This is a genomic window from Aequoribacter sp., from assembly GCF_965659035.1.
Classification (GTDB): domain Bacteria; phylum Pseudomonadota; class Gammaproteobacteria; order Pseudomonadales; family Halieaceae; genus Aequoribacter.
Genome location: NZ_CBFHWH010000044.1, coordinates 1 through 13,944 on the forward strand (window position 1 = coordinate 1; position 13,944 = coordinate 13,944).

Sequence of the window (13,944 nt, forward strand, 5' to 3'; positions counted from 1 at the left end):
ATTAACGCCATGTTGGCTTTTCGAGGTTTGGTCGTTAAAGATGTCATGACCCCTAGAACCGTCATGCACACCTTACCGGCATCCATGCTGGTGTCTGAGGTATTGGCCCTGCAGCCTGCTTTGCGATTTTCCCGAGTGCCGATTTATGATCAAAACAAAGACGACATCGTCGGTTTTGTCCGTAAGGACGACGTTTACTTAGTCGCCGCTCAGGGTAAAGGCACCGACAGTTTAGCGAGTCTAAAGCGCGACTTGCTTGCGGTGTTAGAGAACAAAGCCCTACCCATATTAATTCAAGAATTGGTCGATGCCCGTATTGCCATGGCTTTGGTGGTCAATGAGTATGGTGATCCTTTGGGTATTGCCACCATGGAAGATCTGGTCGAGACGATGCTGGGCATGGAGATCGTGGATGAATCCGATGGCCATATCGATATGCAAGAGCGCGCCCGAGAACTCTGGCGCGCGCGGGCTGTAGCAGCCGGCTTGAAACTTGAGCCGGAGGCTTAGCTTACTTTTTCTTTTTTGCGTTAAACGCGCGGATGGCTAGGTTAAACTCGCCGGCGACTTTTTCTTCCATTTCTACGGCTTTATTAAAGTTGGCAACTGCGGTGGCGTGCTCCGCTTTCCGCGCGGCTTTATCCTCTTCTGATTTGGCTTCTTTCATTGCCTTCTCAGCTTTGTCGATATCCGCATTAATGCAATCACGGTAAGTGCCCAGTGATTGCTGGTAGCTTTTAACCGCCTGTTGACCGGCAACCATTTCCGCCATTTCTGCTTTGCTGCCATCAGGTAACGTGGGCTTGGTGGGCATATCACAGGCCAGCGCCTGGCCGGTAAGTAAGGCTGAGCTTAAGACTGCGGCAGAAAGTAGTTTCATGGGTCTGTTCCTATTATCGTCCAGTTGAAGACCTTAAAATAACATCTGTTCAAGAAATTATCATCCTTGATGCGTATTCTCGGTGAGACTGGCTTGGGTTTTCGATACACTTAGCACATGGACGTGACTGAATTATTAGATGGATTAAACCCCGCGCAACGCGAAGCTGTTGCCGCGGAGCCCGGCAATGCTTTAGTACTGGCGGGGGCCGGTAGCGGCAAAACTCGTGTACTGGTGCACCGAATTGCTTGGCTGATTCGTGCCGAGGGTTTTTCGCCACAATCGCTATTGGCGGTTACCTTCACCAATAAAGCCGCTAAAGAAATGCGCGGGCGCATTGAGTCAATGCTGGGTTTAAGCACCCACGGCTTTTGGGTAGGGACCTTTCACGGATTAGCGCACCGTTTGCTCAAGGCGCATTGGCGCGAAGCGGGGCTACAGCAAAATTTTCAGATTCTAGACAGCGATGACCAGTTGCGACTGGTTAAGCGCATTGTCAAAGAGCTGGGTTTAGACGATGGCCGCTGGCCGCCCAAACAAATTCAGGGCTTTATTAACGCGCAAAAAGATGAGGGTTTGCGAGCCAAGCACATTGATGCGGGTGGCGATTTTTATTTGCAAACCATGGTTAAAGCCTACACCGCTTACGAAGAGGCGTGTGAGCGCAGCAGCCTCGTCGATTTTGCCGAGCTGTTATTGCGTGCCCATGAGCTGTGGTTAAACCAACCCACTTTGCTTAAGCACTACCAAAATCGATTTCGCCATATTTTGGTGGACGAGTTTCAAGACACTAACACCGTCCAATACGCTTGGCTTCGAGTTCTGGCGGGCGCCCAAATTCCGGTGATGGCCGTGGGTGACGATGATCAGTCGATTTATGGTTGGCGCGGCGCCAAGATCGAAAATATTCAACGCTTTAGTCAGGATTTTAGCGATACGCAAACGATTCGCTTAGAGCAGAACTATCGCTCGACCCAAACCATATTAAAAGCGGCCAATGGTGTTATCGATAATAACTTCGGCCGTTTAGGTAAAGACCTGTGGACCGAGGGCGACGAAGGCGAAAAAATCGATTTGTATGCGGGCTTTAACGAGCACGACGAAGCTCGTTTTATTGTCGACAGAATCGACGCCTGGCATCGCGATGGAAACCCTCGCGCAAGTGTCGCTGTACTGTACCGATCCAACGCGCAATCACGGGTCTTGGAGGAAGCTTTTTTACGAGCCGATATTCCCTACCGAATTTACGGCGGTCAGCGGTTTTACGAGCGCCTAGAAATTCGCAATGCTTTGGCGTACATGCGTTTGGTGCACAATCGCAACGATGACGCTGCCTTCGAGCGGGTCATTAACACGCCTACTCGTGGTATTGGTGCAAAAACCATCGAGACACTACGTGCTTTTGCTCGCGATCATTCACAGTCGTTGTGGCAGTCGGCGATTCAGTTGTGTGGTTCTGGCTTACCCGCTCGAGCCAGCTCGGCCCTACAAGGTTTTTTGTCGCTGATCGAAGCCTTAGATGAACAAACCGATGGGTTAGCTTTAGGTGAGTTAACCGATCATGTGGTCGAGCGTTCGGGTTTGATCGCCTTTCACCAGAAAGAAAAGGGTGAGCGTGGTCAGGCACGGGTCGAGAACTTACAGGAGTTGGTGGTAGCCGCTGGTCAGTTTCGAGCAGATGACGAGAGCATCACTCCCCTTCAACAGTTCTTGGATAATGCGGCCTTAGATGCGGGAGAGGGACAAGCCGAGGATTTTGAAGACAGTGTTCAGCTAATGACACTGCACTCGGCCAAAGGTTTAGAATTTCCACTGGTGTTTTTGGCGGGAATGGAAGAGGGTTTGTTCCCCCATCAAATGTCGAGCCAAGATCCAACGCGCCTGGAAGAAGAGCGCCGCCTGTGTTATGTGGGTATTACTCGAGCCATGCAAAAGTTGGTGCTCACTTATGCGGAAACCCGTCGGATGCATGGCACCGAAAACTACAACGCGATATCTCGGTTCGTGCGCGAAATACCTGATACATGTCTACAGGAAGTGCGCTTGCAGTCCACTGTCGCACAACCTGTGAGTCGAGTGACCCAAAATGTCGCTGTACCTGATGCTGGTGTCAGCTTAGGCCAGCGCGTATACCACCAGATTTTTGGTGAGGGTATGGTGGTGAATTTCGAGGGGCGTGGTAGTCATGCGCGGGTCGAAGTAAACTTTGATACCGAAGGCAGCAAGTGGTTGGTTCTTCATTATGCTAATTTACAGGCGATTTAACGACGATAAGGATAAAAAATGTCGGTAACAGACACAGAAAAACGCTGGAGCCCTGCAATTATTCTGGCTTTGGTCGCGGCTTTATTGCTCGTGCTAGGCTTGTGGACTTACGAGAGAATGACAGGCCAAAGCGTTCAGTCTAGCGCCGACCCAACAGCTGTTGCAGCTTCAAGTCAGAAAATCAAATGGAAAATGGTTACTACCTGGCCTAAAAACTTTCCGGGCTTGGGTTCAGCGGCCGAGACCTTTGCGCGCTTGGTCGATGAAATGAGCAGCGGTCGAATGACTGTTCATGTGTACGGTGCGGGTGAGTTGGTGCCGCCTTTTGAAGTATTTGATGCGGTATCGCAAGGCGTCGCTGATGCCGGCCACGGCGCGGCCTATTACTGGAAGGGTAAGGTTCCTGCATCGGTGTTTTTTACCGCAATCCCCTTTGGCATGACTGCTCAAGAAATGAACGGCTGGTTTCATTACGGTGGCGGCATTGAATTGTGGCGAGAGCTTTACGAGCCCTTCAATTTGGTGCCATTTAGTGGCGGTAGCACCGGAGTGCAAATGGCGGGGTGGTTCAATAAAGAGCTCAACTCCCCTGACGATTTGGTCGGCTTAAAAATGCGTATTCCGGGTTTAGCTGGTGAGGTGTTCGCGCGGGCAGGCGGTTCTTCGGTCAGAATCGCTGGAGGTGAGTTGTATACTTCGCTGGAAACCGGTGTCATTGACGCTGCCGAGTGGGTTGGGCCCTTTAATGACCTGACTTTGGGTCTGCATCAGGTGGCCAAGTACTATTACTATCCAGGTTGGCACGAGCCTGGAGCGATGCTCGAAATTATTATCAATAAAACGTCGCTGGAGACTCTGCCTCCTGACCTGCAGGCCATTGTGACTGCGGCGGCTCGAGCGGCGAATCAAGACATGCTGGACGAATTTACTGCGCGCAACAACACGGCTTTAAAAGAGTTGGTCGATGTCCATGGCGTCGAACTACGCCGCTTACCCGATTCAGTACTACAGGCCTTGGCTAAAGCATCGAATGAGGTTTTGGGTGAACTGATAGCAGCAGACCCAATGGCGGCAAAAATTTACAAGTCGTTTTCGCACTTCTACGGCAACGTCCGCGACTATCACCAGATCTCGGAGCGGGCTTATATCAATGCCCGCGAAGTTGTTGCCGACGAGCTTTTGATTCAGTCGCCCTGATCGATTTGTCGTGTTCGGCCATTGTGGTCGATCGCGACGAACACAAATACACCCTCGGTGACCTTAATGGGCTCGCCATCGTGCTTCGACGAAATCCAAACCTCGACCACCATGCGGATTGAGCTGCGACCAACTTCTAAGACATCTGCGTAACACGATACGATAGCGCCGAGATGAACCGGTGTTAAAAATGACATACCCGATACCGCTACGGTGGCGACTCGGCCACCGGCAACTTCGCGGGCAACCGCGCCGCCTGCTATATCCATTTGTTGCAATAACCAGCCACCGTAAATATCGCCGTCGGCGTTGGTGTCTTTTGGCATTGCCACAACTTGAAGGGCGAGATCGCCTTGTGGCAGAGGGATAGAATCTAGATCGTTCATGCTCATGATGAGAAACTCGTTTTAAGGGCTTACAACAGAGGGCAAATAGGTTGCCAGTGGCGGCCAAGCCCAAAGCAGTGCCAGTACAGCTAGCTGGATTATTATAAAGGGAATTACTCCGCGATAGATAGCGCCCGTAGTCAGCGAACTGGGCGCGACACCGCGCAAGTAGAACAAGGCAAACCCAAAGGGTGGCGTCAAAAATGAGGTTTGGAGATTCAACGCGATCATAATACCCAACCAAACGGGGTCAATGCCCATCATCAATAGTATTGGACCTACGATAGGTACGACCACAAAGGTGATTTCGATAAAGTCCAGAATGAACCCAAGCAGGAAAATCACCAGCATCACGACAAATACCGCACCAAAGGCGCCGCCCGGTAAATTTTCGAAGGCCGACTGGATAAGTTCCTCACCGCCAAAGCCGCGAAATACCAACGAGAACAGCGTCGCGCCGATTAAAATCAAGAACACCATCGCGGTTACATTCAGGGTTTGGTGTAAGGTATCTTGTAGCAGGGCTTTGTTGATACGCTGCTTGAGTAACGCTAGGATCAAGGCACCAATTGCACCGACGCCAGCGGCTTCTGTAGGTGTGGCCGCGCCAACTAAGATGGAGCCAAGTACGATACCGATCAGTACTAGGGGCGGCAGTAGACTTTGTAAGACCTCTGCCATGGACGCGGGCTCGATGTCTGCTGCGGGTGCCACCTCAGGGTTGATGCGTGCGCGAATAAAGATATACGCCGCATAAGCGAATACTAAGAGTACACCGGGGCCAATGGCGGCAATAAACAAATCGCCCACAGATACGGTCTTGGTATTAAAAATGCCCATATTAAGCTGCGCCCGCTGATACGCATTAGACATGACATCGCCCAGAAGAACCAACGCAATGGAGGGCGGAATAATTTGCCCCAGCGTGCCGGTGGCGCAAATAGTGCCCGCCGCCAACGAGGGTGAGTATTTTGCTTTGAGCATGCTCGGCAGCGACAGTAGACCCATGGTAACGACGGTAGCGCCAACAATGCCGGTGCTTGCAGCGAGCAACATGCCGACGAATACCACCGATAATCCCAGGCCACCGGGGTGGCGCCCGAAGGCCTTAGACATGGTGACCAGTAGATCTTCGGCGATTTTAGACTTCTCGAGTATCACGCCCATCATCACAAACAAGGGTACTGCGATGAGAGTTTCGTTGGTCATAATGCCGAACACCCGCGCCGGTATGGCCGCCAATAAATTCGCGTCGAAGGTGTGTGTAATGATACCTACGGCGGCAAACAGCAAGGCGGTGCCGCCAAGCGTCAGGGCCACCGGAAATCCGAATAATAGCAGTGCGCAAATAGCGCCAAATAAGAGTAGCGCGATACTACCGTCCATGCTGCTCTCCTGCGACTAAGCGCTCGCCACAGGTAATGAGTAAGCTAAGGCCTTGTAGGCACAAGGTCAGCATCGATACCGGAATAAGCGTTTTTAAGATAAAGACAGCAGGAATACCGCCGGGCTCGGGCGAAACCTCGTGGATGATCCAAGATTCGTGTACGTAGTTCCAGCTGCTTAGTCCAATGATCACACTGACGGGCAGTAAAAACACCACAATGCCGAGCGCATTGACCCAATCACGATTTCGCGCTGACATTCTCTGGTAGAAAATATCCACACGGACGTGGCTGTCTCGACCTAGGGCAACACCCGCACCCATTAAAAAGACACAAGCGTGCAAGTACATCAAACCCTCTTGTAGCGCTATCGTGCCCATATTAAACCCGTAGCGTAGGAGCACGACAGTGACGGTAACGAGAGCCATGGCCAGTAGTAGCCAAGAAAGAATGAGCCCAAGCGCGTGCTGTAGGCGGTCATTAAATGTCAAAAAAGGTTGCAAGGGTTTATTCTCCGGTATCCCTTCGTCAAACTGAAGCTTAAGCATAGCGTAAAAAGCCGAAGCCCAGTACCATCGTTCTTGTTTTAGTAAGAGGAGGCACAGACATGTTGATGGTTATTTCGCCCGCTAAGACCCTAGATTTTGAAACACCCGCGGCTATTGATACACATACTCAGCCAATCTTTACCGAGTATAGCGAAGCACTCGTCGAAGGGCTGCGAGCTTTGGCACCTGACGATATTCAAAATATGATGGGTGTGAGCAATGCGATTGCAGAGTTAAACCACAAAAGGTTCATGGATTTCACGCTGCCTTTTTCACCAGATAACGCGAAGCAGGCCATTTTTGCCTTCAAAGGTGATGTCTATACGGGGCTCGATGCCGAGTCTTTATCGCCAGCAGCCTTAGAATATGCGCAAACGCATTTACTGATGCTGTCGGGTTTGTATGGTGTGCTCAAACCGCTGGATTTAATGCAGCCGTATCGTTTAGAGATGGGCACCAAGTTTGGTGTTGGCGAGGCCGCTAATTTGTATCAGTTTTGGGGCGACCGAATTACTCAGGCCGTAAATGCCCAGTTGCGAGCCGCTGGCGCAGAGACGCTGTTAAACTTGGCGTCCAACGAGTATTTTAAGTCGGTTAAACCTAAGCTTTTGAATGCCACGGTGGTGACGCCCGTATTCAAAGACTTGAAAAATGGCCAGTATAAAATGATTAGCTTTTACGCGAAAAAAGCGCGCGGTCTGATGGCGCGTTACGTGCTCGAAAATCAAATTGACGCGGTAGAAGCCTGCCAACACTTTGACCTAGAAGGTTACTATTTTGTGCCCGAACAATCAGATGCGAAAACACTGACGTTTTATCGGGACCACGATACCGCCTAATAACAATACAAAAGGAAAACAGCGTGACAACAAGACAAGTGGTTATCATTGGCGCTGGCATGTCGGGTCTGTGCATGGGGGTGCAACTTAAGCAGAAAGGCATTAATGATTTTGTGATCCTAGAGCGCTCCGGCGATGTCGCTGGCACTTGGCATTACAACACCTACCCCGGATGCGGTTGCGATGTGCCCTCGGTGTTTTATAGCTACTCGTTTTACTTAAACCCGAATTGGAGCCGTGTGTATTCATTGCACGATGAAATTAAGCAGTATTTTCGCGATTGCGCGGCGCACTTTGGTTTGAATGATCACATTCAATTCAATACCGAGGTCGAGCGTGCCGATTACGATGACGAGCGCGGCTCGTGGACCGTAACCACCAAAGGTGGTGAAACAATTGAATCGCGAGTTTTAGTCTCTGGTCTGGGCCAATTGAATGTGCCCTTCACGCCTGAGTTTGAGGGTGCCGATACCTTTGCTGGTGACTCGTTCCATTCGGCGCGTTGGAATCACGATATCGACCTTGCGGGTAAAAAAGTTGCGATTATTGGCAATGCCGCGAGCGCACTGCAGTTTATTCCCCATGTGGCGGAAGCGGCCGAGCAAGTGCACGTATACCAACGCAGCGCCAATTATGTGGTGCCACGCAACGACCGCGCCTACACCGAGTCCGAAAAACAGCGCTTTGCGCGTTTTCCGTGGTTGCAGCGCCTGCATCGTTTGGGCGTATTTCTGCGTGGCGAGATCATGTACGGCGCCATTGCCAATAAAAAATTCTTTCAGTGGTTGCTGGCCAAAGACGCCAAAAAATATCTAGAAGAACACATTAGCGACCCCAAGTTACGCCAGAAACTCACGCCCGACTACGCGATTGGCTGTAAGCGGATTCTGGTGTCAGATAACTATTATCAAGCCATGGCGCGCCCCAATCTGAACTTGGTGACTAAGCCTATCCAAAGCATAACTCCTGCGGGTGTGCAAACCGAAGACGGTGAGGTTCTGGATGCGGACGTTTTAATTTACGGTACGGGCTTTCAAACCACGGATCTTATGGCTCCGGTGGATTTCTATGGCCGTGACGGCTTGTCGCTCAAACAGGCATGGGCCGAGGGTGCAGAGGCGTATCGCGGCGTGTGTACCTCTGAATTTCCTAACCTCTTTATGCTGTATGGTCCGAACACTAACTTGGGCAGCAACTCGATCATTTTTATGGTTGAACAACAGGTTAATTACATTGTGAAGTGTATTACCAAGTTGTTGACGCATCAGCTGAAGAGCATGGAAGTGAACAAGCGGGTCTTGCGTGCCTACAACGAGAAAATGCAGGGCGATATGACCAAAACCGTTTGGGTGGCGTCTTGCCAAAGCTGGTACAAAAACGCCGCGGGCAAAGTGGTTAACAACTGGCCGAATAGCGCCACGAATTACTACTTCCACATGCGTGAGCCCGAAATGAGTGATTTTGATCTCGTTGACGGTTAACCCTCTCGTTTAAAGGGCAACAAGTCGCGTGCAGCGGCCTGATAGTCGCGCACGTGATCGACCTCTTCTTGACAGAAACGCCCGACAGCGGCATCAAAGCGTTTGTCGCAGATGTAATGTTGCGAGTGTGTTCTTATGGGTTCAAAACCGCGTTGGATTTTGTGTTCGCCTTGAGCGCCAGGGTCAAAATGTTGCAAGCCATTGCGAATGCAATACTCAATGCCTTGGTAATAGCAGGCTTCGAAATGTAGACCGTCGAATTCCGCCAGTGCACCCCAATAGCGCCCGTACAGGTTGTTTGAGTCTTTAAAATAGAGGGCGCCAGCTACGGGGGTGCTTTCGGCATAAGCAAAAACCAGTAGTACCTGGTCGCGTAGCTTGGGCAATAGGTCGGTAAAGAAACGCTGCGTTAAGTAGCCGCCATGACCGCTGCGTTTGGCGTAAGTGATTTGGTAAAAGCGGTGAAACTGTTCGCATATTTCGGGGGTAATGCCCTCCCCCTCGATGGTCTTCATCTGGATGTTTTGCTGGTCGACTTTGGCGCGCTCTTTTTTTAAGTTCTTACGTTTTCTGCTGCTAAAAGTCGCTAAAAAATCGTCAAAATTAGCAAACCCATGATTAAACCAATGAAACTGGCAAGTCTGCCTTTCGTGCATCCCGGTGTTTTCAAAGTGACATTGGTCTGCGTCGGAATGGAACAACACATGCCACGAGCTCGCGATGTCGTCGGCCTTTGCTTGCAAGCCCTGCACCACTGTTTTGGCGACTAGGTCAGGCGCAGATGCGTGTGGGTGTATTAACACTCGCGGGCCGGTACAGGGCGTAAAAGGAATGGCAGAGACTAACTTTGGATAATACTGTAAGCCCGAACGCTGCCAGGCATCTGCCAAGGCCCAGTCAAATACATACTCGCCGTAACTGTGGGTTTTTAGATAGGTGGGTATTGCTCCCATCAAGTCATCGCCGTCCAGCAGAAGGCAATGGTATGGCTGCCAGCCAGCGTTAGCCGTGGTACACCCAGTGTCTTCTAAGCCCAGCAGGAAGTCGTGGCGTAAAAAAGGGTAATCCGTATTGGCACACGTATCCCACGCATCCGCATCGATATCGCGTATCGAGCTGATAAACCGTAATTCCATAGTGCTACACCGCAACAGGGTATAAATACAAATCTACGGCTAAACCGACAAAAACGATGAGTCCGACAAGGATATTGTCTCTAAAGGCTTGAAAGCAGGCCATGCGGGCACGGTCTTTTATGCGCCACTGCTGCCAAATAAAGCCCAGGCTTGCCACAATAATACCGATGTAGGCGGGTTCGTGGCGTTGAAACTGCCATGCCATCAATAGCCACAGAGCACAGGTCATAGCTTGCAGAATACCTACAATCAAGCGATCTGCCTGTCCAAACAGTATCGCGGTTGATTTGATTCCAACAACGAGGTCATCATCGCGATCCACCATGGCGTAAAGTGTATCGTAAGCCATGGTCCAAAGAAGGTTCGCTAGAAAGATGAGCCACAAAGCGCTCGGGAGAGTATTTTGCGTGGCGCTAAACGCCATGGGTATGCCAAAAGAGAATGCGGCACCCAAAACAATCTGTGGCAAATGGCTTACGCGTTTAACAAACGGGTAAATGGCCGCAATGCCAGCAGCGCCCAGTGACAGCAGTATTGTTAAGGGGTTAGTTAGCAACACCAAAAAAAACGAGAGGGTGATCAGGGCAAAAAACAAAATAATGGCTTCTGTGGGCGTTACTACGCCTGTCACCAAAGGTCGTGATGAGGTGCGTTTTACACCCCCATCCCAACCGCGGTCTGCAAAATCATTGATCACACAGCCCGCGGCACGCATTAAAAACACACCTGCAGTGAAAATAAGCAACAAGTCCCATTCGGGAAAGCCGCCGCTGGCTAACCAAAGTGCCCAGTAGGTGGGCCATAGCAGCAGCAGTGTGCCTACGGGTTTGTCGATGCGCATGAGTTGCGCGAAGCCTAACAGTTTGGTGCGCACGAGGTTTCCTTTTTAGATGCTGTGCAAGCTTAAGTGTTTTGCCCCGCTAAAAAAAGCCCTAGGTCTTACAATCACTTACCAGCCGCTTTAGGAAAGCGGGTAGGTAAAACTCAGCAACGATCAGGGGCTGTTGGTTTAAATAAAATACCGAGCGGCGTCCCCACAAAGACCTAGATGAGCGCAGATCTTCCGGCAAAAGGCCATGGTTCCCTGCTATGCGTGTGTACTGAAACATGCCTCGGTGGCACAGCGGGTGGCTAAAAAGGAATTCCCCCAAAGGTCTTGAGCCCCAGTGACGCAAAAACCGATTGGGTCCTTGCAGCGTTGTGTTGGGAAGAATGCTGCGCGCAAACACAAAGGGCTCATTGTTTACATGCAGCGATACTTCCCTCGTGAGTGCCAAATTGCGGCTTGCCTGCTTATCCAGTAGTAGCTGTTCATCTAAATAGGGCACGCACCAATCTTGCAGGCGTTTTTTGACCTGTAAATCACCCAAGCTTCGAAGTAACTGCGTGAGTGACCCGGGGTCAAATAACGCGCGAGGTGGACGGTCACCAAAGCCTATGCGTTGATGCTCTGAGCGCCAAACAATGCGCGGTGACACGACCATTTTATCCCTCGATAATTTGGGCCGAAGCCTAGCACTGAATCGTATGCTTTGCCATTTAAGCAATATGCGGGTTGCACAAAAACTTGAGGCTTATATAGTGACCCGCAATGAATCAATTTGTGGAGAACGCGCTGTGGCACGTTGGGAATGTATTGTTTGTGGTTTGGTTTACGACGAGGCTGAAGGGTGGCCGGATGATGGTATTCCAGCAGGCACTTTATGGGCGGATGTTCCCGAGGATTGGCTGTGCCCTGACTGTGGCGTCGGTAAAGACGATTTTGAGTGTGTTGATACCAGCCCCATTACCACGAGTCATGAGGAAACATCACCTACAGCAGCAGTTGCAGCATCCGCTATTGAACCCGAACAAGACGCCAAAGCGTCGGTCGCTGGTGATGCGCCGTGGGCGAAATGGGAATGTATTGTCTGCGGCCTGATTTATGATGAAGAACTGGGTTGGCCCGATGACGGTATTCCTCCTGGGACTCGTTGGGCAGATGTGCCAGAAGACTGGTTGTGTCCAGATTGTGGCGTAGGTAAGGATGACTTTGAGCTGCTTGAGGGTTCAGCGCCTGTAAGCGCAGCCGCTCCCGCTAGTGATGAAGCAGGCTTGGTGATCATCGGCACCGGCATGGCCGCTTATGGGCTAGTGCGTGAATTTCGTAAATATGACGCCGAGCGCAAAGTGACCTTCGTTACCTTTGATGATGGTAGCAATTACTCCAAGCCATTGTTGTCGACCGGGTTTACCAAGAATTTAAGTGCCGATAAGTTGGCTATGCAGTCTGCCGAAGACATGGCGAGAACTTTAAACGCGACGGTACTGACGCACACGATGGTTAGGGCCATTGATACTGACGCCAAAGTCTTAAGCTTCCAAGATGGCTCAACGCTTGCTTACGATCAGTTGGTTATGGCGGCAGGCTCCGAAGTGATTCGCCCGCCTTTACAGGGCGATGGTCTGGAGCGAGTTTATTCGGTCAATGATTTGCAGGACTACGCCGCCTTCCGAGAGGCCGTAGAGCAACATCAAGCTAGGAAGTTTTGCATTATTGGTGGTGGCCTTATTGGCTGTGAGTTCACTAATGATTTGTTGAATGGTGGGTACGAGGTTGAAGCCGTCGATCCACTCGGCTACTGCTTGCCGACCTTGCTGCCTGAAAACGCCGGTCACTCTGTGCAAAATGCCTTAGAGTCAATGGGTGCGACCTTCCATTTTGGCCGCTTGGTCAAAGCCGTGCACAAGCGTGATTCTGGCGTCGTTGCTGAACTTGATGATGGCACCATGATCGAAGCCGATATTGTCGTCTCTGCTGTAGGTGTGCGGCCACGCATTCAGTTGGCGGCTGACAGTGGTTTGGCGACCGGTCGAGGTATTATCACCGACCGTTATTTAGCAACCAATGCTAAAGACGTGTATGCCTTGGGTGACTGTGCCGAAGTTGCAGGGCATGTCCTGGTGTACGTGGCGCCACTTGTGGCAGCGGGCAAAGCTTTGGCCAAAACTCTCACTGGTGAGCCTACCGAAGTTATGTACCCCGCAATGCCTGTCGCCATTAAAACGCCCGCATGCCCCTGTATTGTCGCGCCGCCTGCTCGCGGATCCGAAGGTCAATGGTACGAACTCGGCGAGGCGCCTAACATTCAAGCGGAATTCCGTGCGCCGAATGGTGATTTATTGGGCTTTGCCTTAACGGGTACCGCGATCAAAGAAAAAATGACACTGCAGAAATTGTTGCCGCCTATCTTGGACTAAGCACCAGCGTAGGCGGCGCGCTCGCCAGTCCAGCGTCGTGCCAAACGCCTTGCCACCGCAGGGCGTTGTTGCATAAGGTCATCGGCGATGGCGGCGGCGCCATCGAGTAGGTCTTCGTGTAAAGGTAGTTCGGCAACGCGAAAGGCCATCAGGCCAGTTTGTCGAGTGCCAAGGAGTTCGCCAGGTCCCCGCAGTAGCAGGTCTTGTTCGGCGATGTAAAAACCGTCTTGGCTATCTTTTAAGACCTTTAACCGGGCCTTGCCCGTTTGCGATAAAGGCATTTGGTACATTAAGACGCAGTGGCTGGCGATGGTGCCTCGCCCTACCCGACCTCTGAGCTGGTGTAACTGAGCGAGACCGAGGCGCTCGGGATTTTCAATAATCATCAAGCTCGCATTGGGCACATCAACTCCGACTTCGATCACGGTTGTGGCGACCAGTAGATCTAAGTCACCGGCGGCGAATCTGGCCATAATTTGCTCTTTTTCGGCGCTTTTTAAACGCCCGTGTATCAAGCCAATACGTAAATCGGCGAGCTGCGTTTGTAAAGACTCACTTACGGCTTCGGCGGCTTGAGCTGCTAGCTG

Annotated in this window: 14 protein-coding genes; 6 read left to right on the forward strand and 8 right to left on the reverse strand. The window is 51.3% G+C overall.

Annotation, left to right across the window (positions count from 1 at the left end):
* The coding region (locus ACTF5Z_RS07805) for a CBS domain-containing protein (protein ID WP_438985151.1) at positions 1-510 on the forward strand (510 nt) is incomplete at its 5' end.
* A 1-nt stretch (position 511) separates the two neighbouring features.
* On the opposite strand, the gene ACTF5Z_RS07810 is transcribed toward ACTF5Z_RS07805, so the two are convergent.
* Entirely contained in the window at positions 512-880 is a 369-nt protein-coding gene (locus ACTF5Z_RS07810) for a hypothetical protein (RefSeq protein ID WP_438985152.1), read from the reverse strand.
* Positions 881-997: 117 nt separating this feature from the next.
* Between ACTF5Z_RS07810 and uvrD the strand changes: the two genes are divergently transcribed.
* Together uvrD and ACTF5Z_RS07820 are read left to right on the forward strand one after the other, a co-directional pair.
* Positions 998-3,145 carry a DNA helicase II gene (gene uvrD / locus ACTF5Z_RS07815; protein ID WP_438985153.1) on the forward strand — a complete coding sequence of 716 codons (2,148 nt, stop codon included), beginning with the start codon at positions 998-1,000 and terminating at the stop codon, positions 3,143-3,145.
* An 18-nt stretch (positions 3,146-3,163) separates the two neighbouring features.
* The gene (locus tag ACTF5Z_RS07820; protein WP_438985154.1) at positions 3,164-4,342 is read left to right on the forward strand and encodes a TRAP transporter substrate-binding protein; all 1,179 of its coding nucleotides are present in this window, start codon (positions 3,164-3,166) and stop codon (positions 4,340-4,342) included.
* On the opposite strand, the gene ACTF5Z_RS07825 is transcribed toward ACTF5Z_RS07820, so the two are convergent.
* The 3 genes from ACTF5Z_RS07825 to ACTF5Z_RS07835 are packed head-to-tail and all read right to left on the reverse strand — an operon-like array spanning position 4,330 to position 6,661.
* On the reverse strand, positions 4,330-4,728 hold the full coding sequence (locus ACTF5Z_RS07825; RefSeq protein ID WP_438985166.1) for an acyl-CoA thioesterase: 399 nt from the start codon (positions 4,726-4,728) through the stop codon (positions 4,330-4,332). The genes ACTF5Z_RS07820 and ACTF5Z_RS07825 overlap by 13 nt on opposite strands.
* A gap of 21 nt (positions 4,729-4,749) precedes the next feature.
* The gene (locus ACTF5Z_RS07830) at positions 4,750-6,114 is read right to left on the reverse strand and encodes a TRAP transporter large permease (protein WP_438985155.1); all 1,365 of its coding nucleotides are present in this window, start codon (positions 6,112-6,114) and stop codon (positions 4,750-4,752) included.
* Positions 6,104-6,661 carry a TRAP transporter small permease subunit gene (locus ACTF5Z_RS07835; protein ID WP_423853430.1) on the reverse strand — a complete coding sequence of 186 codons (558 nt, stop codon included), beginning with the start codon at positions 6,659-6,661 and terminating at the stop codon, positions 6,104-6,106. The genes ACTF5Z_RS07830 and ACTF5Z_RS07835 overlap by 11 nt, the downstream gene beginning before the upstream one ends.
* A gap of 59 nt (positions 6,662-6,720) precedes the next feature.
* Here ACTF5Z_RS07835 and yaaA point away from each other — a divergent pair, with 59 nt between their 5' ends.
* Positions 6,721-7,500, forward strand: a complete 780-nt coding sequence (gene yaaA / locus ACTF5Z_RS07840) for a peroxide stress protein YaaA (protein ID WP_438985156.1) — start codon at positions 6,721-6,723, stop codon at positions 7,498-7,500.
* Between the two features lie 23 nt (positions 7,501-7,523).
* Positions 7,524-8,981 carry a flavin-containing monooxygenase gene (locus ACTF5Z_RS07845; protein WP_438985157.1) on the forward strand — a complete coding sequence of 486 codons (1,458 nt, stop codon included), beginning with the start codon at positions 7,524-7,526 and terminating at the stop codon, positions 8,979-8,981.
* Here the strand turns inward: ACTF5Z_RS07845 and ACTF5Z_RS07850 are convergent.
* The 3 genes from ACTF5Z_RS07850 to ACTF5Z_RS07860 are packed head-to-tail and all read right to left on the reverse strand — an operon-like array spanning position 8,978 to position 11,595.
* Positions 8,978-10,117 carry a GNAT family N-acetyltransferase gene (locus tag ACTF5Z_RS07850; protein ID WP_438985158.1) on the reverse strand — a complete coding sequence of 380 codons (1,140 nt, stop codon included), beginning with the start codon at positions 10,115-10,117 and terminating at the stop codon, positions 8,978-8,980. The two genes, ACTF5Z_RS07845 and ACTF5Z_RS07850, sit on opposite strands and share 4 nt — an antisense overlap.
* A 4-nt stretch (positions 10,118-10,121) precedes the next feature.
* A complete protein-coding gene (gene ubiA, locus ACTF5Z_RS07855) occupies positions 10,122-10,991 on the reverse strand; it encodes a 4-hydroxybenzoate octaprenyltransferase (RefSeq protein ID WP_438985159.1) in 870 nt (289 codons plus the stop codon).
* 58 nt (positions 10,992-11,049) lie between these two features.
* Positions 11,050-11,595 carry a chorismate--pyruvate lyase family protein gene (locus ACTF5Z_RS07860; RefSeq protein ID WP_438985160.1) on the reverse strand — a complete coding sequence of 182 codons (546 nt, stop codon included), beginning with the start codon at positions 11,593-11,595 and terminating at the stop codon, positions 11,050-11,052.
* 139 nt (positions 11,596-11,734) lie between these two features.
* Here ACTF5Z_RS07860 and ACTF5Z_RS07865 point away from each other — a divergent pair, with 139 nt between their 5' ends.
* A complete protein-coding gene (locus ACTF5Z_RS07865; protein ID WP_438985161.1) occupies positions 11,735-13,357 on the forward strand; it encodes an FAD-dependent oxidoreductase in 1,623 nt (540 codons plus the stop codon).
* Here the strand turns inward: ACTF5Z_RS07865 and ACTF5Z_RS07870 are convergent.
* Positions 13,354-13,944, reverse strand: a 591-nt coding sequence (locus tag ACTF5Z_RS07870) for a helicase-related protein (RefSeq protein ID WP_438985162.1), incomplete at its 5' end; no start/stop codon positions are given. The genes ACTF5Z_RS07865 and ACTF5Z_RS07870 overlap by 4 nt on opposite strands.

What these genes read in the sequence shown, in the direction of transcription:
- ACTF5Z_RS07810 (WP_438985152.1), bottom strand. Translation starts at nt 880, where the DNA reads ATGAAACTACTTTCTGCCGCAGTCTTAAGCTCAGCCTTACTTACCGGC.
- uvrD (WP_438985153.1), top strand. Translation starts at nt 998, where the DNA reads ATGGACGTGACTGAATTATTAGATGGATTAAACCCCGCGCAACGCGAA.
- ACTF5Z_RS07820 (WP_438985154.1), top strand. Translation starts at nt 3,164, where the DNA reads ATGTCGGTAACAGACACAGAAAAACGCTGGAGCCCTGCAATTATTCTG.
- ACTF5Z_RS07825 (WP_438985166.1), bottom strand. Translation starts at nt 4,728, where the DNA reads ATGAACGATCTAGATTCTATCCCTCTGCCACAAGGCGATCTCGCCCTT.
- ACTF5Z_RS07830 (WP_438985155.1), bottom strand. Translation starts at nt 6,114, where the DNA reads ATGGACGGTAGTATCGCGCTACTCTTATTTGGCGCTATTTGCGCACTG.
- ACTF5Z_RS07835 (WP_423853430.1), bottom strand. Translation starts at nt 6,661, where the DNA reads ATGCTTAAGCTTCAGTTTGACGAAGGGATACCGGAGAATAAACCCTTG.
- yaaA (WP_438985156.1), top strand. Translation starts at nt 6,721, where the DNA reads ATGTTGATGGTTATTTCGCCCGCTAAGACCCTAGATTTTGAAACACCC.
- ACTF5Z_RS07850 (WP_438985158.1), bottom strand. Translation starts at nt 10,117, where the DNA reads ATGGAATTACGGTTTATCAGCTCGATACGCGATATCGATGCGGATGCG.